Raw genomic sequence first — 18,457 nt, forward strand, 5'->3', positions numbered from 1 at the left:
GGCCTGCGAGTATCCCGCCTGTGACCCGGGTGCAAATCGCCCGCTACGCCGGCGCGGTCGGCGATTTCAACCCTATCCACGTCGACGAGGAGTTCGCCCGTGCGGCCGGCATGCCCTCGGTGATCGCCCACGGACCCCTGACTGTGACCTTGGCAATCGACGCCCTGATCTCTCAAGTTGGTGCCAGAACGCTGCGTCGGTTCGATGCTCGCCTGCGCGCACCCGTTTTGCCGGGTGACACTCTCACCGTCGTGCCGTCGGGTGATGGTGTTGAGATCCGCACGGAGGCAGGCAAAGTCGTGGCAACCGCCACTGTTGTCGTGGAGAATCCGTGAGCTACGAGTACCTGCTTGAGGAGGACAGCGCAGACGGCGTGCGGGTCCTAACGCTTAACCGGCCCGACAGGCTCAACGCCTGGAATACCCCGATGCGTCGTGAGCTTCGCGACGCGGTCGAGCGTGCGGCGGCCGACCCGAGCCTACGGGCGCTGATCCTGGCCGGTGCTGGCCGTGCATTCTCCGCGGGCGAAGACGTCTCTGGCATGGAGGAACTCGCCGCGATTGGCACCCGCGGATTTCGCGCTGTGGCGCGCGGCATTCACGAAGTGTTCGACACCGTCGAAGCCATGGAAGTTCCCGTCATCGCTGCGATCGACGGTGTCGCCGCTGGTGGTGGCTTTGAACTCGCGTTGTCGTGCGACTTTCGGGTAATGACCGAGCGGTCGCGGTTCGTGATGCCCGAGGCGAAAGTCGGACTCATCCCAGGCTCGGGTGGATGCTCTCGCCTGGTCCGGCATGTTGGGCTCGGGCGGGCCAAGGAACTCGTCATGCTGGGCGACGCCCTGTCGTCGCGCCGCGCCCTCGAGCTGGGGTTGGCCACCCAAGTCGTTGGCGATGGGGAGGCCGTCCAGGCGGCTCGCAAGCTCACCGACCGGCTGTTGAGCTTGGCGCCGCTTGCTCTCGGCATGGCCAAGCTTGTCCTCAACACGTGCGCCGATGTTGATGCCGAGACAGGTCGCCGCCTGGAGCGTTTGGGTCAGAGCGTCCTGAAGACCACCAGCGACCACCGTGAGGGGGTAGCGGCGTTTCTCGCCAAACGTCGCCCGCATTGGGAGGCACGATGAACGCCCGGGGTGACCGCTACTGGAATCGCGCTACCCAAACCGCACCGCGTGAGGTGCTCGATCAGTTACACCTCCGACGGATTCAGCACCTGGTCGCCCTGGCCTACGAACGCTCACCGCTGCATCGCCGCCTCTATGACGACGCGGGTATTAAGCCATCGGATATTCGTACCTGGGACGACTACTACCGCCGACTGCCGTTCACCGACAAAGGTGACTACATGGCCGAGCAGGAGAGACACGGCTACGGTGGCTTGGCCCTGGAGCAACGCGACTGGCAGCAATACTTTCACACCAGCGGAACCACTGGTCGGTTCATGAACGAAGTCATGACCCACTACGACATGCACAAGGCGGGCTCTCAGTACTGCTATGGCCTTTGGGACTATGGAATCCGGTCCACGGACTCGATGTTCTTCTGCTTCGACTTCGGCATGTGGATCGGGCTTTGGAGCTTCTATTGGGGTGCACGCAACCTTGGGCTCACGATCATCTCGGGTGGCGGTCTATCCGGTCGCGACCGGGTCCGCAAGATCATGGAGCTGCGCCCCACCATCGTCTGCGGCACCCCGACCTACCTTCTGCACCTTGCCGATATCGCACAGGCTGAGGGGATTGACATCCGAGGAGCCGGCGTGCAGATGCTCGCCGGTGGCGGCGAGGCGGGCTTCGCTATTCCGTTGACCCGCCAGAAGCTCGCCGAGGCGTGGGGAACTGACCGCATCTACGACGCCTACGGAATCGGTGAAGCGCTGTTCATCGCTCAGTCGTGCCGGGAGTGGGCGGGTGGCGTGCACCTCATCGAGGACGTGTGCCATGCCTACACCGCGGACCCCAACACGGGTGAGCCAGTGAGCGATCCGAATGCAATAGGGGAGAACGTCATTACTAGCTACACGCGCCTGGCGCAACCGTTTATCAAGTACCGCACACACGATCTAGTTCGTCTGGATCGCAATCCAGAGCATGGTTGCGGCTGGACCTGGGGCCATTATCGGGGAAGCGTCTTGGGCCGGACAGACTTTATGGTCACCATCCGCGGTGTCAACGTGTTTCCTACCGCCGTGGAGAACCTTATCGGCGAAATCGCTGGTTTGTCGGGCCATTACGAGCTGCACATCTCCCGTCGGGAGGGAATGGACCGCATGCTCATTAAGGTGGAGTCGGCCGTCAACGACGCCGACCGCGATTTCCTAAACCACCGACTAGCCTCCCATCTCTACACCCATCTGGGAGTGCATCTCGAAGTCCAGGTGCTCGACCCCGGCACATTGCCACGCTACCAGCTGAAGACCAAGCGGATCTTCGACCACCGCGAGCCGGCTGAGCGCCCCCAGTTCACTTTCGGGGGCAACGCATGAGCGCACCTATGCCGCCGCAGGCCACGAACGGCCAGCACGAATCCCTGCACCGCCTGTTAAACGTGCGTCGGGCACTGCTAGCTGAAGAAGCCAACGCGCCAACACCGGCGGTGGCCCGTGCCCTTGAGATGGCCGATGTCTACCTGTTTCTTGCCATCTCGTATCTCGGCTACACCGACCATCTGTTTCCGGAGGAGCGATGACAAGCCTGGGTTTGTGGGGGCACCAGGCCGTGAGAACCGCCCGACCTTATCTGATGCCGGTGGTGGCGCGTCTCTTGTGCCGCGGGGATCGGCGCTGCACCAAGCAGCCCGCCGTGACATCTGGCAGAAACGAGTTGCCATGACTACTACCAGGTCTCGTGTTGATGTGTCCAGCATAGCTACTCTGACGTCGGTTTTTGCGCCCGTTAAGTTGCTGCAGGCGTGGGGCGGTTTCTTTGCGATGTCGCTGGACGCGTTGGCGGGGATGTTTCGGCCTCCGTTCGCCTGGCGTGAATACACATTGCAGAGCTGGTTTGTGGCGCGAGTATCAATCGTGCCGTCCCTGGTGTTAGTGCTGCCGTGGTCGGTGCTCATTATCTTCACCCTCAACACTTTGCTGATAGATATCGGCGCCGCGGATTATAGCGGGGCGGCCGCGTCATTCGCCGTGGTGACCTCGATGGCACCGGTGAGCAATGTAATGGTGATCGCCGGGGCGGGCGCCACCGCCATTTGCGCCGATCTGGGTGCGCGGGTGATTCGGGAGGAATTGGACGCGCTGCGGGTGATGGGAGTCGACCCGATCCGAGCGTTAGTCGTCCCGCGTGTGCTGGCTGTGGGCACGGTGGCCTTCTTGTTAGCCGGAGCGGTGACTGTGGCGGCTCTCACGGTCACCTTCGTCTTTGCTGTGTTTGTCCAGCACGTTTCTCCCGGCGCCTTTGTGGACCACCTGACCTTGTTGATCGGCGTCCGCAACGTCGTGGTCTCAGTGTTCAAGACAACGATATTCGGGCTCACGGGAGGCTTGATCGCCTGCTACAAGGGCATCACGGTCGGCGGCGGCCCAGCGGGTGTCGGCAGGGCCGTCAACGAGACGGTGGTGTTCGCGTTCGTGGCGATGTTTGCAATTAACACCACCGTGGACTCAATCACTATCCCGTTAATGCTGGTGTGAGGCCCCATGGATTCAGCGCTGAGCGCCCAGGTGAGCAAACAGTTTCCGCGGCTGCGCCGCGCGACTAGCAGCCTGATCGCCGAATGGAATCGGATCGGAGCGCAGACGCGTTTTTATGCCACGGTGCTCGGTTCGGTTCCCGAGGCTGTTGTCCGCTACCGAACCGAATTGTTGCGGCTGCTCGCCGAAATGGGGATGGGCGCAGGGGCGCTTGCGATGATCGGCGGCAGTCTTGGTGTCGTCGGCCTCATTGTCACGGCTAACGGCATCCTCGTCGGGGTATTGGCATATCAAGAGCTGGGCAACATCGGTATCGATGCCATGACGGGTTTAGCGGGATCGATACTCAACTTGCGGTTCATGGTCCCCGGCAGTTGTATCGTCGCCATCGCGACGACGATTGGTTCCGGCGCGACCGCCCGGCTGGGAGCGATGCGGATCAACGAGGAGATCGACGCGCTTGAAGTACTTGGGATTCGCAGCATCACCTACTTGGCGTCTACCCAAGTCATCGCCGCACTGGTTGCGGTGGTTCCGGTGTACTGCTCGGCGACGGTAGTGTGCTTTCTCGCCTCCCGCATTACGACCACTGTATTCTATCGTCAGGGATCAGGTGTCTATGACCATTATTTCAACACCTTTTTGTATCCCAGCAATGTGCTCTGGTCGTTCTTCATTACGCTTGCGATGACTGTGGTCATCATGGTGGTGCACACCTATTACGGGTACACCGCGAGCGGCGGTCCGGCCGGGGTCGGTGAAGCGGTGGGCCGGTCGGTGCGTGCCTCACTGGTGACCTCGGTAGTAGGGCTCGCGATGATCAGTTTGGCAGCCTACGGTCAATCGGGGGGCTTCCATGTCGCGAGCTAGCGGTGTCAAACATCGGGCCCGGGAACACCGGCTTCACGCCGCATGGTGGACGCTGATCCTTTTCACGGCAATCGGCGCGTTCGGGATCACGACTGCTGCGGCCTTCACCGGCGAGTACAAGCCCCATGTACCGGTGACATTGATATCTGATCGAGCTGGCCTCGTGCTGGCGCCCAACGCTAAGGTCATGCTACGCGGCATCGAGGTCGGTCGGGTCAGCCGAATCGACAGCGGCGCGAACGGGGCGGCCTTGCGACTACAGATCAACCGTGATCAGATCCGCTACATCCCGGCGAACGCGGAAGCAGAGATCAAAGCCACCAGCATCTTCGGTGCCAAATTCGTTGAGCTGGTGCCCCCACCGCTCCCAAGCCCAAATCGGCTTGCCGCGGGTGCGGTGCTGCACTCGAGGAACGTCGCCACCGAGGTCAACACGGTCTTTGAGAATGTCGTTGATCTGCTCAAGATGGTCGATCCGGTCAAGCTGAACGCGGTGCTGACCGCGGTGGCTGAGGGGGTGCGCGGACAAGGTCCACGAATCGGCGAGGCCGCCACCGATCTCAACCAAGTGTTGCTGGCCCTCAACACGCGCAGCAACACCTTCCGCCAGGATTTGCGCTCAGTTAAAGGCTTCGCGGACGCCATTGACCCAGCTGCCCGGGACATCATAACTATCCTGAACGCCGTCAGCACCACCAGCACCACCGTCGTGAATCATTCGGCCGCGTTGGATACTCTGCTACTCAACGCGATCGGATTCACGACGGCCGGAACGAACCTGCTGGCCACGAGTAGGGATAGTCTCGACGCATCGGTCAACGCTCTCGAGCCGACAACCAACCTGCTGCTTAAGTACAACCCCGAATACACGTGCATGATGCAGGGCGCCACCTGGTTTCTCGACCATGGGGGCTATTCGTCGATGGGCGGCGCCGATGGCCGGTCTTTGATTTTCGATTTCGGCTTGTCGTTTGGTGCCGACCCGTACGTGTATCCCGACAACCTGCCCATTGTCGCCGCTAAGGGCGGGCCCGATGGCAAGCCTGGGTGTGGGTCGTTGCCAGATGTCACGAAGAACTTCCCCTCACGAAAGCTGATCATGAACGTTGGCTGGGGAACCGGTGTCGATGTCCGCCCGAATCCCGGCATCGGCCATCCCTGCTGGGCCGACTACTTCCCGGTGACCCGCGCTGTGCCGGAATTGCCAAGCATCCGCCAGTGCATTCCGGGGCCGGCGCCCGGCCCCATCCCGTATCCCGGGGCGCCTCCCTACGGCGCTCCGCTATACGGGCCGGGTGGGGTGCCGCTATGGCCGGGAGTGCCCCCGGCCCAACCCAGCTCTGCGTCGCCACAGGCCGGTCAGCCACCGGCCGAAGTCCGTCCTCAGCCATGACCGCCGAAAACCATCTCTGAGCAGGAGAACGACCCGTGCGCAACAACCTGAGAGGCGCGGCCTGGCGCTTCGGAATTTTCCTGATGGTTGGCCTGTTGGTGCTGGTGGGGTTGCTGATGGAATACGGCCATGTGCGGGTCGGTAAGGGTACGACCTACAGCGCCGAATTCATCAACGTGTCTGGCCTGAAAAAGGGCAATCTCGTTCGTATCGCGGGGGTGGAGGTCGGCAAGGTTAAGAAGATCTCGATCAATCCCGATGCGACAGTGCGAGTCGAGTTTTCCGTCGAGGATTCGGTCTTGCTGACCGAGGGAACCAGGGCGGTGATCCGCTATGACAACCTGTTTGGCGCTCGCTACCTGGCCCTGGAGGAAGGGGTTGGGGGGATAACGAAGCTTAATCCCGCTCGTACGATTCCGCTGGCCCGCACCCAACCCGCACTGGATCTGGACGCCGTGACCGGGGGGTTTCGGCCACTGTTACGGGCGTTGAACCCAGAGCAGGTCAACGCTCTCAGCGCGCAGCTGATCCAGGCGCTTCAGGGTCAGGGGCCCACGATCAGCTCATTTCTGGACCAGGCGGCGGTGGTAACCAGCACGCTGGCCGACCGCGATCAGCTGATCGGGCAGGTCATCGACAACCTTAACGTGGTGCTGGGGTCGCTCGGCGGCCAAACCGACCAGTTGGACAAGGCGGTGACGTCGCTGTCGGAACTCGTCCACCGACTGGCCGACCGCAAAACCGACATCTCCAACGCGGTGGCCTACACCAACGCGGCAGCGGCTTCCATCGTCGATCTGCTGTCGCAGGCCCGAGAGCCGCTGCGGAAGGTGGTCAGTGAAACCGACCGGGTCGCGGGCGCCGCAATCGCCGAACGCGACTATCTCGACAAGCTGCTTGACACGCTGCCGGACAAGCACCGGATGCTAGCCCGTGAGGGGATTTACGGTGACTTCTTCGCCTTCTACCTGTGCGATCTGGTGCTCAAAATCAACGGAAAGGGAGGCCAGCCAGTCTATGTCAAGGTGGCCGGTCAGAGCACGGGGCGGTGCGCGCCGAAATGAAATCGTTTTCTGAGCGCAACCCCCTACTCGTCGGTGCCGTCAGCACCGCAGTGATCGTGGGGGTGGTGTTGGCCGGACTTCAGTACCAACGGTTGCCGTTCGTCAACCAAAGGAACAGTTTCGGTGCCTATTTCGCCGATGCGGGTGGGCTGCAGACCAACGCGGTTGTCGAGGTCTCCGGTTACCCTGTCGGAAAAGTATCGAGCATTAAACTGGAGGGACCCGGCGTCCTGGTCACGTTCAAAATCGATAAGGACGTTCATTTGGGAGATCGCACCGAGGCGGCGATCAAAACCAGGACACTGCTGGGCAGCAAGATCCTCGACGTCACCCCCCGCGGCGGCGGCAAGCTTAAGGGCGCTATCCCGATCGACCGGACTGTATCGCCCTACCAGTTGCCCGACGCGCTCGGCGACTTGGCCACCACGATCAGCGGGCTCAACACCGGTCAACTGTCCGACTCGCTGGCCACCCTGGCACAAACCTTCTCCACGACCCCCCCGGATCTTCGGAACGCGGTACAGGGGATGGCGCGACTTGCGCAAACCCTCGATACCCGCGATGCGCAACTGCGCAACCTATTGGACAACGCAGCCAAATCTACAAAGGTGTTGGCCAAACGCACCGATCAGGTCGTCAGCCTGGTGAAGGACACCACTGCGTTGCTTGCTCAACTGCGGACACAAAGTGCTGCTCTGGATCAAATCTGGGCCAACCTTTCAGCAGTGTCGCGGCAACTGAAAGGACTTATCGGCGAAAACCGCCAGCAGCTCAAGCCGGCGCTAGATAAGCTCAACGACGTATTGGCGATCCTCGACAAGCGCAAAGAGCGTGTGCAGCAAGCTCTTCCATTTTTCAACCAATACGTCATGCAGATGAGTGAAGCGGCTGCGGGCGGTCCATGGTTACACGTGTCCGTGGCGAACCTTCCGCCGGGGCAGTTTATTCAGCCGTTCATCGATGCCGCGTTCTCCGACCTAGGACTGGATCCGGCCACGTTGCTGCCATCCCAGCTGACCGACCCGCAAACGGGCCAACGCGCCACGCCGCCATTGCCAGTGCCGTACCCGCGGACGGGTCAGGGCGGCGAGCCGCGGTTGAATGTGCCCGACGCGATCACCGGAAATCCGGGCGACCATCAGTGCGGTTTGCCTGGCTTGGCGCTTCCCGGCCCTGGCTGCTACCCGTATCGGGAGCCACCGCCTGCCCCCCCGCCCGGCGGCCCGCCGCCCGGCCCGCCGGCCATACCCATACCCGCGCCGACGCCCGCGCCGATCTACGTGCCGGCACCGGGAGAGGCGCCGCCCCCGCCCGGAGGTCGACCGTGATGACACGACTGCAGACCATGACAGCAACGCTACGGAGGCGTCCGCGGCTTGTCGTGGTGGCCAGCCTTGTGGCACTGCTCGTTGCCGGCCTGGTTGTGGAGCTGCGCGCAACCAATCAGATCGCGCGAACAACGGTGGTCGCGTACTTCGACAACAGCACCGGCGTTTTCCCTGGCGACGATGTACGCATCAGGGGCGTGCCTGTGGGCAAGGTCGTCAAGATCGAACCACAGCCGCAGCGGGCCAAGATCACGTTCTGGTTTGACCGTAGGTACAAGGTTCCTGCCGATGCGAAGGCCGTGATACTGTCACCACAGCTTGTCACGGGTCGGGCCATCCAGCTGACCCCGCCCTACACTGGGGGGGCCGCGATGAGCAGCGGCGCGGTCATCCCACAAGAGCGCACCGTGGTGCCGGTGGAATGGGATGATCTGCGGGCGCAGCTCGACCGACTGACCCAGCTGCTGCGGCCCACCCAACCAGGTGGTGTGAGCACACTTGGCGCCCTGGTCAACACCGCCGCCGACAACTTGCGGGGGCAAGGTGCAAGCATCCGAGACACCATCATCAAGCTGTCGCAGGCGGTCTCCGCGCTTGGAGACCATAGCACTGACATATTCTCCACATTGAAAAATCTGTCAACGCTGGTGACGGCGCTGCACGACAGTACTGGACTGCTTGAGCAGCTCAACCGAAACCTGGCCGCCGTGTCGGCGCTGCTGGCTGATGACCCGAGCAAGGTCGGGCACGCGGTCGAAGACCTCAATTCGGTTGTGGCCGATGTGCAGAGCTTCACCGCCGACAACCGCGAGGCACTAGGCACCGCGTCGGACAAACTGGCGTCAATCACCAAAGCGCTGATCGACAGCCTCGACGACATCAAGCAGCTGCTCCACATTGGGCCTACAGGTTTGGCGGACATCGCGAACCTGGGTCGGCCTGCCACGGGCGGAATTGCGGGGGTGCTGGCCATTCCCAACTTCGCCAATCCACTTGCCTTCCTTTGCGGAGCGGTGCAGGCCGCGTCCCGATTGGGCGGCGAGAAAGCGGCGAAGCTCTGTGTCCAGTACCTGGCGCCGATCGTCAAAAACCGCCAGTACAACTTCCTACCGTTGGGCGAGAATTTTTTTGTCGGCGCCCAGGCCAGACCCAATGAGATCACTTACAGCGAGGACTGGCTGCGACCCGACTACGTTCCACCCGCCCCGGATGCTCCACCAGCGTCGGCAGCTGCGCCGTCTCCAGTATCAGCGCCCCCTGATGCGGCGCCTCCGATCGAAGGACCGGCCCAGGCCGCCAAGACAATCACCGCCGATCCTTCCGCCGGCCTGCCCGGCATGATGGTGCCCTCTGGAGCTAGTTCATGAGACTCACCGGTTGGCGGCCTCTCGCGGGGACGACCCTAGCGGGGATTTTGGTCATAGCTGGGATAGCCGGATGCGGCTGGCCGGGACTGAATTCGCTGCCGCTTCCCGGCACCCAGGGCAACGGACCGGGCTCGTTCGTTGTCCAGGCTCAGATGCCCGATGTCAACACCCTCCAAGCGAACGCGCGGGTGCGAGTCGGCGATGTGACCGTTGGCCGGGTAACGAAAATCGAACTCCAAGGCTGGCATGCGCTGGTGACCATGCGCCTCAACGGCGACGTTGACCTGCCCGCCAACGCGACCGCCAAGCTCGGCCAAACCAGCGTGCTGGGTTCGCAGCACATCGAACTGGCGCCCCCCACGGACACTCGTCCGGCGGGTAGGCTGCACGAAGGCTCGCTGATCCCGTTGTCACACGCCGGTACCTTCCCGACCGTCGAGCAGACGCTGGCGGCGCTGGCATTGGTGCTCAACGGGGGAGGGCTGGGCCAAGCACAGGACATCACCGAGGCGCTCAGCACCGCATTTCAGGGCCGCGAGCAAGACCTGCGGAGCCTCATCGGCCAGCTGGACACTTTCACCGCCAACCTCAACGACCAGACCGGTGACATTATCGCGGCCACCGACAGTCTGAATCGCTTGGTGGGAAAGTTCGCCGCACAACAACCCGTCCTGGATCGAGCGCTCAACACTGTCCCTGACGCGCTGGCGGTGCTCAACGACGAACGCGACAACCTTGCCGAGGCTGCCGGCCAGCTCAGCAAATTCAGCGCCATGACGACCGACACGGTCAACAAGACGAAACAGAATCTGATCAAGGAACTCAAGGAAGTCGGGCCGGTGCTGGAATCACTCGCCAACGCCGGTCCGAGCATGACCCACTGGCTCAGCTGGCTAACCACATACCCGTTCGCCAACGAAACACTCGAAAAATTCATGCGCGGTGATTACGGCAACCTGACGATGATCGTGGACCTCACGCTCAGCCGCATCGATGCCGGGTTTTTCACGGGCACCCGGTGGGAGTGCGATCTGACAGAGCTCGAGCTGCAGTGGGGCCGAACCATCGGTCAATTCCCTAGTCCCTGCACAGCAGGCGGGCCCCACAACCCAGGCAATCCGCTCACGATTCCCTACCACTGGGACCAGGGGCGTTAGATGCTTCAGAAACGGATCAAGATCCAACTGGCCATCCTCGGTGTGATCGCACTGGTCGCGCTGCCGGTGACATTTGTGCACTTCACCAAACTGCCGGCCGTGCTTTTCGGCGTCGGCCGCTACACAGTGAAAATGGAACTACCGCAAACCGGCGGGCTTTATAGCTGGGCCAACGTCACCTATCGCGGCATCGAAGTAGGCCGGGTGCAATCCCTGCACTTGACCCAAACCGGTGTCGAAGCAGTGCTGTCATTGAAATCGGACATCCACATCCCCTCCGACCTCAAAGCCGAGGTGCACAGCCAAACCGCGATCGGCGAACAATACGTCGAGCTGCTGCCGCGTAACGGCACCTCACCACCACTGAAGGACGGTGACGTCATTCCGCTGGCCGATACCTCGGTGCCGCCCGACATCAACACGCTGATCACGGCCGTGAACACCGCTTTGCGGGCAATACCCCGCAACAACCTGAAGACCGTCATCGACGAGTCGTATACAGCCGTGGGAGGTCTCGGTCCCGAATTGTCGCGCCTGGTCAAGGGCTCGTCCGATCTGGCGATCGAGGCGCGCAAGAACCTCGACCCGATGATCGCGCTGATCGACCAATCGCCGCCGGTGCTTGACTCGCAGACCCACACCGCCGACGCGATTCAAGCATGGGCGTCGCGCCTGGCCACCGTGACCAGCGAGTTGCAGACCCACGACCAGGCCGTCGCCGGCGTGGTGGACAACGGCGGCCCAGCGCTTGGGGAAGCTCGTCGACTGGTTGAGCGGCTGCAACCTACCCTGCCGATCCTGCTGGCCAATCTGGTCAGCGTCGCCCAGGTTGGACTCACCTACCACAACGGCATCGAACAGTCCCTTGTGGCGTTGCCGCAGATGGTTGCCAACCACCAAATGGCCATCGCGGCCAACGCAAACACCAAGCAGGATTACGTGGGCTTTTACATCCACACCAACCTCAACCTCAACCTGCCGCCGCCGTGCACCACCGGATATCTACCAGCCCAGCAGCAGCGCAACCCGATCTTCGAGGACTCCCCACCCCCACCCCCCGGGCTGTATTGCAGGGTGCCCCAGGATTCACCGATCGACGTGCGGGGTGTCCGTAACCTTCCGTGTGAAACCCGGCCTGGCAAGCGAGCGCCCACCGTGAAGATGTGCGAAAGCGACGAGGAGTATGTGCCGCTCAACGACGGCTACAACTGGAAAGGCGACCCCAATGCCACCCTATCCGGCCAAGACATCCCACAGCTGCCACCAGGATCACCGCCGGCATCGGCGGGTCCGCCCGGCGCGGCGCCGCTGCCGATCGCGGCGGCCGAGTACGACCCGGCCACCGGCACCTATATCGGATCGGATGGAAAGCAATACACACAATCGGACCTGGCGCAATCCGCACCGAAGGAGAAGACATGGCAAGCAATGCTGGTCCCGCCGGGGACATGACCGCACCGGTTCGCCCAGGCGGCAGGCATCCGGCGGCGTCATCGCCAGCAGCCGCGGACGGAGGCCGGCATGCAGCTAGCGACTGATTCCGAACTGTCTCTCGGCGACGACGATCCCGAGGCCAAAGACAACACCCTTGAATCGGACTCGCTCGACACCTTCCAAACGGTTGCGGCCAACGAGGACGAGGCACCCGAACCGCGGCCAAGAAAATCCGCGTCGGCGCTGCGGCACGCCCTGCTGTTCGGACTGGTCGTTATCGTCGCCCTGGGCGCGTTGGTAGGGTGGTGGGCGTTCCGCGTCCAGCAAGCCCACCAAGCGCAAATCGAGCGTAGCCAATTTCTACAAGCCGCGAAGCAGAGCGCGCTGAATCTGACGACAATCAACTGGGAGCACGCTGAGGCCGACGTGCAGCGCATTCTCGAGGGCGCGACGGGGCAATTCCACGACGACTTTGCGAAGCGCTCACAGCCATTCGTTGATGCGGCAAAACAAGTCAAGGCGACAACAGTCGGCACGGTTGACGAGGCTGGGCTGGAATCGGCGTCGGGTGATACAGCCCAGGTTCTGGTAGCCATGACCGTGAAGGTGTCGAACCTCGGTGCACCCGAGCAGGTTCCGCGGCGATGGCGAATGCGCATCTTCATGCAGAAACTTGGCGATAAAGTCAAAATGTCTAACGTCGAGTTCGTACCATGAGCTGGCCGAAATTCTGGCGCACCAAGCGCGCCACCGATACCCACGCGGTGGACGACACACCTTCGGAACCGGCGCAAACAGCGACTGTAGGGCACGGGGACAACGACGCTTCCACACAGCACAAAGGGTCAGAACTTCGACAAGGGACCACGCGCGCGGTGCCCCGCATTCGCTGGACACAGACGATCGCCTACGGGGTACTGCCCGGGCTGGCCCTGCTGCTCGCTGCAGGCGCGGGTTTTTTGAAGTGGCAGGACGGCTCGCTCCACGAGTCACGCGTGGCTAGCACGGAATCCGTGCAGGCTGCCACCGACGGCACCGTCGCTCTACTATCCTACAGGCCCGACACTGTGGAAAAGGATCTGGAAGCTGCCCGAGGGCGACTGACCGGGACCTTTCTAAACGCCTACACATCACTGACCCACGATGTAGTGATTCCGGGGTCAAAACAGAAGCAGATCTCCGCGGTGGCCACCGTACCCGCCGCCGCATCGATCAAGGCGACTAATAGCCACGCTGTTGTGCTGTTATTCGTGAACCAAACCATCATCATCGGTCAGGATCCACCCACCAACACGGCCTCCACAGTTCGGGTCACCCTTGACAGGATCCATGGCCGTTGGCTGATCGCTGGATTCGACCCCGTGTGAGACCACAACGATGCTGCGCCGACCCTTACTCCTCAGCGTCAAGAGCAAACTGCTGGTAGGCCCAGTCTGGGCCTGGACAGGAGTATGCGCCTTTGCCACAATGGCACTCACATCTCCCAGCGCACATGCCGACGCGGTGGCTTACCTGGTCAACGTCACGGTACGGCCCGGCTACAATTTCGTCAACGCTGGCGACGCCTTGAGCTACGGATACGGTATCTGCGACAACGTATTACACGGGCAGAGCTATGCGAAGCTCGTGGGCGACGTGAAGGCTGACTTCGATACCTCCGATGAGTACCAGGCCTCGTATCTGATCAGTCAGGCGGTCAACGAACTCTGTCCCGCGCTGATCTGGCAGTTACGCAACTCGGCAGCTGGATACCGGCCACCACCCGGCGGCGGTTGAGAATGAGTCTGGTCGGGAACGGGAGGAGCCAATGATCACTGACGGAAGGGCCTACGGCCTAACCTTCAACAGTATCCCGGTCGGCTGCCTATCCCCTGATGTCCGTGGCCAGATGATGGCTAATCCAGTTCGCGCCACCGCAACCCGTGCATGCGGTTTTGCCTCACACAGGTTACCGACGCAGTTCGCGAGCAGCACTCGGTTTGCTGCACCAAGGATTGCCGGCGGCCGACGTGATCAACCTTCGATTGCGATCACTACGACTCATCAACCCGCAGTGGTCGGTCGACCGGTGAGAGAACACGGAGCGGCCAGAACTGTGCTCGTTCTTGGTCCGCGTGCCGGAGAAAAATGCCAACATCAATTCGGTGAACAATGTCATCCACCAGTTGTATTAGATCACCGAAAAGAGTTTTGCCAGAAACGTTTCCAGACTCCGTCACCTAGCTCTGTGGCCCTCACCGACGAGGATGCGCAGAGGGGGGCGTATCAAACGCTTGCGGGGAAACGCGAAAACACACGACAGGACCATGGGGTCACCCTCCACCACAACGAATCCGCCTCGGTGGGCCCGCGGGACGGTCATCGTCAACGCCCGCTCGGCTGTGCTCGCTTGATTTGCTCCGCACTAAATTTAGATCGTTGCCCTTCAATGGCGCTGCCTAATCTGCTGGCTGAAGAAGGCCCTGCCCAGTCGCAGCCACAGCAATGCGTCGACTGTCTTGAGTCCTTTTCGCTGAGCAATCTTCCACCGCTACGCTTGCAGGATCCCCGTTTCATACTTGGGCTTCACCACTCCCTTCTCGTTTCAGCACACCGCGTCCTATCAAGAATCAGCCAGATGACGTACTTCTTGAAGCCAGAAAACCGTGTGGCTGCGTGCGTTGTCCATCGGAGCGTTCGACGATGGGCTGTGGCTCTAGCCTTTACAGACGACACCAACAGCCTGCTACCGCGCCGCGGGAGGTTGCTGCGACTGATGTCAATACCTGCACGCAACGCGAAAGCCTACGAATCGGCAACCAATCACTTGCAAATTGTTCATCAATACTGTTTTTGAACTGGAGAAACGCAATGCACCTTATGTCGCTGACCTTATCTGCCCTCGCTGTTGCCGCGACGGGTAACCTGCTGAGCATCCCCGTGACACGTGCGGATGGTGACGACAACACCCTCATACCGAACAATAAGCGACTGAATGACGGCGTGGTCGCCAACGTCTACACTATCCAGCATCAGGCAGGTTGCAGCAACGACGTTAAGATAAGCCCGCAACTGCAACTCGCCGCCCAGCGCCACACCAGGGACGTCTTGATAAATCGTGACCTAGACGGAGACATCGGCTCCGACGGGTCCACCCCGCAGGTGCGAGCCAATGCTGCGGGATTTCGCGGCAAGGTGGCCGAAACAGTGGCGATCAATCCAGCCTTAGCAATCAGCGGCGTTGAACTGATAAACCAGTGGTATTACAAACCAAACTATTTCGCAATTATGTCCGACTGCGCCAACACCCAGATCGGCGTGTGGTCGGAAAACAGCCTGGACCGCACTGTTGTGGTGGCCGTTTATGGCCAGCCACAGCAACCAACCGGCACTGCTGGGCACGGAGCAGAAGCGTCGCCCCTGGCTTCACCTGGCGACAGGTCGCAGAATATGCCAATCGATCCCAGCCCAGACTACGATGCCAGCGATGAAATCGAGTTTGGCGTTGACTGGTTGCCCTGGATCCTCCGCGGTGTGTATCCGCCGCCTGCCATGCCGCCGAAGTAGCTCAAAACGCCGTCTATTCGCAGGCCGTCTAACCCATAACCGGCTTTTCTCCAACGAACCTGCCGGTGTGGTCGGATTACCTATCGACGCCAATGTTTTTCGCGTGTGAGGGCGCCGCGGGTCAACGTCAAGAATATTGACGTGGAGACCGGGCAGCGGTGCCGGCCGGCGATCCTGCCAGCGTGGGCGCGCAGGTCAGCTCAGCTCAGACCCTGATTTCTCAGCTGGACTGTGATGATCTTGTTTTCGGTGGTCGGGTCGGTGGTGGCTGCGTTGTTGGGCTGCGCTGATGGGGGTTGGAGGCTGTTGGGTGATGGTGTAATTGGGTGTGGGCGCGGCTGCGGCGGTGTGGTGACCGGTTTTGGTCCGGGTCGATCGCGTTGTGGCGGTGGAGGGTTGAAGATGGGGTGCGAGGTGTGCGTTGACGGGCCGGTTCGCGGCGGTCAACCGAAGGCCGGTAGTGGGTTTCCCCTGAAAACGTGGTCGTGTCCCTGCGGCGGTGTAAAAGGGTTCGGACGTAGGTTCCCTCCAAGACGGGAAGTCTGAGGAAAGGAGCCTACGTCCGTGTCGAAGAGGATATCGCCTGCGCAGCGGTTGCAGGCAGAGATTGATGGGGTGTTCGCCGGTGGTGAGGATTTGTCGCGTGCAGTCGAGCGGGTGGCCCAGTTGGGCGCGCAGCTACTGCTGCAGTGCGCGTTGGAGGCCGAGGTGAGCGCGTTTTTGGGCCGGGATCTCTACCAGCGGGCCGCTACCAGCGAGGATCCGCGGGCTGGGATGCGTAACGGGTATTGCCCGACCACGGTCAAAACGACCGCCGGCCCGATCACGCTGGAGCGGCCGAAGGTGCGCGGCACCACCGAGCGGTTCGCCAGCCAGTTGTTCGGCACGGGGGTGACCAAGACCAACGCGCTGGAGTCGCTGGTGATCGCCGGGTTCGTGCGCGGGTTGTCGACCCGCGACGTGGAGGCCACCTTGGTCGAGGCGCTCGGCGAGGGCGCGGCGGTGTCGAAGTCGACGGTGTCGCGGGTGTGTGAGGACATCAAGACCCAGTTCGAGTCCTGGAGCCGTCGGCGCCTCGACGAGGTGGAGCTGGACTACCTGTTTTTGGACGGCAGCCATTTCACGTACCACGCCAACGCCTCGGCCGAGCCGGTGCTGGCCGCGTGGGGCATCGACACCGACGGCAAACCGGTGTTCGTCGGGCTGGAGGCCGCCGCGAGCGAGTCCGGGGATGCCTGGGAGGGGTTTTTGCGCGGGCTCGGCGAGCGCGGGCTGGCCTGCCCGCTGCTGGTGATCAGCGACGGCGCACCCGGGTTGATCGGCGCGGTGGAGCGCACCATGGGTGCCGCGCTGCGCCAGCGGTGTCTGGTGCATCGCGCCAGAATTAACCGGCCCTCGCGGCCGGAGTCAAGAAGGCAGATCGGTCGAGTGATGGCGGCGTAGTCGTTGGAGGTGTTGATCGAGATTGGCCGCGACGCGCTGATGCCGGGCGGCCTCGTCGTCCCAGCCGCGGGCGTGGGCATCGGCTTGCAGGGCGCGGATGTCGTCGAGTTGCGCGCTGATCGTCGTGGTGGCCGCTGGGTCGGGGACGAAGAAGTCGCACTGTTCGCAGATGTTGGCGTAGGGGCAAGGCCCGGCGGCTTTGGGCCGGGCGCAAAAGCCGTGCGCGAGCCGGGTTTTGAGCATCTCGGCGTGCAGCCAGGCGACCTTGTCAGGTACTGGCGGTGCGGCGTTGACGGCGGTCAGTGGCAGCAGTTGACCGGCGCGGACCTTGTCCATCGCCGCCTGGTAGGCACTGCGGATGGTCGGGGTGGTGAGCTTGGCGTAGCGCAACGTCATCTCCGGGGTGACGTGGCCCATGAGCGCCATCAGCGCGGGTAACCCGATACCGCCGTTGATCAGGCTGGTGCCGAAGGTGTGCCGCAGCTGGTGTGGGGTGACGTGCAGCAGCTGCCCGTCGCGGCCGCGCAGCCCGGCGGCGGCGACGGCATCGAGCAGGCCCTTGCGCAGCCGGAATGACGTTGGCCGACGGCCGTGTTCGAGGAATAAGAACTCAGTTAGCCGGCCGCCGCGGGGGTGAGGCAGCGCACGCTGGCGGCCCCGTTGGGCGATCCAGGCATCGATCACCTGCACGGTGTCCGGCTCCAGCGGCACCATGCGTTCGGAGTTCAGCTTGCCGACCGGCACTCGCAGCCAGGTGCCATGCCCGGCGAAGTCCAGCAGGCAGTCCAGTTCCAGGTCGAGCAGTTCGCCGAGGCGCATGCCGGTGGCGCGTAGCAGCAGCAGGCCGGTACGCACGAGTGCGTCATCGAGGTTGGCGACGGCCGTCGTCAGCGCCCGGTCGACGTCTGGGGTCAGGGCTCGGGGCAGCGCGTCGGGGGTGCGTGGGATGTCGGCGTAGAACAGCAGCCGCCGCGGCGGGGCCGACGGCCAGCTCCAGCCGGCGATGTCTTCGAAGAAGCAGCGCAGGTCGACCACGTCTTGGTGGAACGCGACCACGCCGATGGTGCGGCGCTGGCGGTTCTTGCCGCGCCACGGCCGGGCCCGCGCCCACGCCAGATACGGCTCAATATGGCGGGTCCGTTCGACCTGACTTCCGCAGATAGTGGGCACACGGATCGCCGGATTTGGGCGTTTACTAGCGCAAACGTGGGAT

At 62.5% G+C, this 18,457-nt stretch carries 18 protein-coding genes; 17 read left to right on the top strand and 1 reads right to left on the bottom strand.

The window, feature by feature from the left end:
• Positions 1–20 precede the first annotated feature (20 nt).
• The 17 genes from MSM1_RS09715 to MSM1_RS09795 all read left to right on the top strand — a co-directional run bounded on the left by MSM1_RS09715 (position 21) and on the right by MSM1_RS09795 (position 17,244).
• Positions 21–335, top strand: a complete 315-nt coding sequence (locus MSM1_RS09715) for a MaoC/PaaZ C-terminal domain-containing protein (RefSeq protein WP_213441739.1) — start codon at positions 21–23, stop codon at positions 333–335.
• Positions 332–1,123, top strand: a complete 792-nt coding sequence (locus MSM1_RS09720) for an enoyl-CoA hydratase/isomerase family protein (protein ID WP_213441741.1) — start codon at positions 332–334, stop codon at positions 1,121–1,123. Before MSM1_RS09715 ends, MSM1_RS09720 begins: the two co-directional genes overlap by 4 nt.
• The gene (locus MSM1_RS09725) at positions 1,120–2,484 is read left to right on the top strand and encodes a phenylacetate--CoA ligase family protein (protein WP_213441743.1); all 1,365 of its coding nucleotides are present in this window, start codon (positions 1,120–1,122) and stop codon (positions 2,482–2,484) included. Before MSM1_RS09720 ends, MSM1_RS09725 begins: the two co-directional genes overlap by 4 nt.
• Positions 2,481–2,687 (top strand): hypothetical protein, encoded by a 207-nt coding sequence (locus MSM1_RS09730; RefSeq protein WP_213441745.1) that lies wholly within the window; start codon positions 2,481–2,483, stop codon positions 2,685–2,687. Before MSM1_RS09725 ends, MSM1_RS09730 begins: the two co-directional genes overlap by 4 nt.
• Before the next feature lie 139 nt (positions 2,688–2,826).
• Positions 2,827–3,642 carry an ABC transporter permease gene (locus tag MSM1_RS09735; RefSeq protein ID WP_213441748.1) on the top strand — a complete coding sequence of 272 codons (816 nt, stop codon included), beginning with the start codon at positions 2,827–2,829 and terminating at the stop codon, positions 3,640–3,642.
• 6 nt (positions 3,643–3,648) lie between these two features.
• Entirely contained in the window at positions 3,649–4,512 is an 864-nt protein-coding gene (locus MSM1_RS09740) for an ABC transporter permease (RefSeq protein ID WP_213441750.1), read from the top strand.
• Positions 4,499–5,905 carry an MCE family protein gene (locus tag MSM1_RS09745; RefSeq protein ID WP_213441752.1) on the top strand — a complete coding sequence of 469 codons (1,407 nt, stop codon included), beginning with the start codon at positions 4,499–4,501 and terminating at the stop codon, positions 5,903–5,905. Before MSM1_RS09740 ends, MSM1_RS09745 begins: the two co-directional genes overlap by 14 nt.
• A gap of 35 nt (positions 5,906–5,940) precedes the next feature.
• Positions 5,941–6,969, top strand: a complete 1,029-nt coding sequence (locus MSM1_RS09750) for an MCE family protein (RefSeq protein WP_213441754.1) — start codon at positions 5,941–5,943, stop codon at positions 6,967–6,969.
• A complete protein-coding gene (locus MSM1_RS09755) occupies positions 6,966–8,297 on the top strand; it encodes an MCE family protein (RefSeq protein WP_213441756.1) in 1,332 nt (443 codons plus the stop codon). Before MSM1_RS09750 ends, MSM1_RS09755 begins: the two co-directional genes overlap by 4 nt.
• A 17-nt stretch (positions 8,298–8,314) precedes the next feature.
• Positions 8,315–9,664: a virulence factor Mce family protein gene (locus MSM1_RS09760; protein ID WP_213442789.1), complete on the top strand. Its 1,350-nt coding sequence runs from the start codon at positions 8,315–8,317 to the stop codon at positions 9,662–9,664.
• Positions 9,661–10,821, top strand: coding sequence for a virulence factor Mce family protein (locus tag MSM1_RS09765; protein WP_213441758.1), 1,161 nt, complete (start codon positions 9,661–9,663; stop codon positions 10,819–10,821). Before MSM1_RS09760 ends, MSM1_RS09765 begins: the two co-directional genes overlap by 4 nt.
• Entirely contained in the window at positions 10,822–12,273 is a 1,452-nt protein-coding gene (locus MSM1_RS09770; RefSeq protein ID WP_213441760.1) for an MCE family protein, read from the top strand. It begins immediately after the preceding gene.
• Positions 12,274–12,342: 69 nt separating this feature from the next.
• Complete coding sequence (locus MSM1_RS09775; RefSeq protein WP_213441762.1) at positions 12,343–12,972, top strand: mammalian cell entry protein; 630 nt, start codon at positions 12,343–12,345, stop codon at positions 12,970–12,972.
• On the top strand, positions 12,969–13,622 hold the full coding sequence (locus tag MSM1_RS09780; protein ID WP_236055899.1) for a hypothetical protein: 654 nt from the start codon (positions 12,969–12,971) through the stop codon (positions 13,620–13,622). Before MSM1_RS09775 ends, MSM1_RS09780 begins: the two co-directional genes overlap by 4 nt.
• Positions 13,623–13,722: 100 nt before the next feature.
• Complete coding sequence (locus MSM1_RS09785) at positions 13,723–14,031, top strand: DUF732 domain-containing protein (RefSeq protein ID WP_236055901.1); 309 nt, start codon at positions 13,723–13,725, stop codon at positions 14,029–14,031.
• A 1,074-nt stretch (positions 14,032–15,105) separates the two neighbouring features.
• Positions 15,106–15,801, top strand: coding sequence for a CAP domain-containing protein (locus MSM1_RS09790; protein WP_374101701.1), 696 nt, complete (start codon positions 15,106–15,108; stop codon positions 15,799–15,801).
• A gap of 564 nt (positions 15,802–16,365) precedes the next feature.
• On the top strand, positions 16,366–17,244 hold the full coding sequence (locus tag MSM1_RS09795) for a transposase (RefSeq protein ID WP_213441766.1): 879 nt from the start codon (positions 16,366–16,368) through the stop codon (positions 17,242–17,244).
• On the opposite strand, the gene MSM1_RS09800 is transcribed toward MSM1_RS09795, so the two are convergent.
• Complete coding sequence (locus MSM1_RS09800) at positions 17,209–18,414, bottom strand: tyrosine-type recombinase/integrase (RefSeq protein WP_213441768.1); 1,206 nt, start codon at positions 18,412–18,414, stop codon at positions 17,209–17,211. The genes MSM1_RS09795 and MSM1_RS09800 overlap by 36 nt on opposite strands.
• Between the last annotated feature and the right edge of the window lie 43 nt (positions 18,415–18,457).

It is taken from the genome of Mycobacterium sp. SM1, from assembly GCF_018361265.1.
In the GTDB taxonomy this organism is placed as follows: domain Bacteria; phylum Actinomycetota; class Actinomycetes; order Mycobacteriales; family Mycobacteriaceae; genus Mycobacterium.

Excerpts from the sequence above, each read along its gene's own strand:
- MSM1_RS09725 (WP_213441743.1), top strand. The coding sequence starts at position 1,120 with ATGAACGCCCGGGGTGACCGCTACTGGAATCGCGCTACCCAAACCGCA.
- MSM1_RS09730 (WP_213441745.1), top strand. The coding sequence starts at position 2,481 with ATGAGCGCACCTATGCCGCCGCAGGCCACGAACGGCCAGCACGAATCC.
- MSM1_RS09735 (WP_213441748.1), top strand. The coding sequence starts at position 2,827 with ATGACTACTACCAGGTCTCGTGTTGATGTGTCCAGCATAGCTACTCTG.
- MSM1_RS09740 (WP_213441750.1), top strand. The coding sequence starts at position 3,649 with ATGGATTCAGCGCTGAGCGCCCAGGTGAGCAAACAGTTTCCGCGGCTG.
- MSM1_RS09745 (WP_213441752.1), top strand. The coding sequence starts at position 4,499 with ATGTCGCGAGCTAGCGGTGTCAAACATCGGGCCCGGGAACACCGGCTT.
- MSM1_RS09755 (WP_213441756.1), top strand. The coding sequence starts at position 6,966 with ATGAAATCGTTTTCTGAGCGCAACCCCCTACTCGTCGGTGCCGTCAGC.
- MSM1_RS09760 (WP_213442789.1), top strand. The coding sequence starts at position 8,315 with ATGACAGCAACGCTACGGAGGCGTCCGCGGCTTGTCGTGGTGGCCAGC.
- MSM1_RS09765 (WP_213441758.1), top strand. The coding sequence starts at position 9,661 with ATGAGACTCACCGGTTGGCGGCCTCTCGCGGGGACGACCCTAGCGGGG.
- MSM1_RS09770 (WP_213441760.1), top strand. The coding sequence starts at position 10,822 with ATGCTTCAGAAACGGATCAAGATCCAACTGGCCATCCTCGGTGTGATC.
- MSM1_RS09775 (WP_213441762.1), top strand. The coding sequence starts at position 12,343 with ATGCAGCTAGCGACTGATTCCGAACTGTCTCTCGGCGACGACGATCCC.
- MSM1_RS09780 (WP_236055899.1), top strand. The coding sequence starts at position 12,969 with ATGAGCTGGCCGAAATTCTGGCGCACCAAGCGCGCCACCGATACCCAC.
- MSM1_RS09785 (WP_236055901.1), top strand. The coding sequence starts at position 13,723 with ATGGCACTCACATCTCCCAGCGCACATGCCGACGCGGTGGCTTACCTG.
- MSM1_RS09790 (WP_374101701.1), top strand. The coding sequence starts at position 15,106 with ATGCACCTTATGTCGCTGACCTTATCTGCCCTCGCTGTTGCCGCGACG.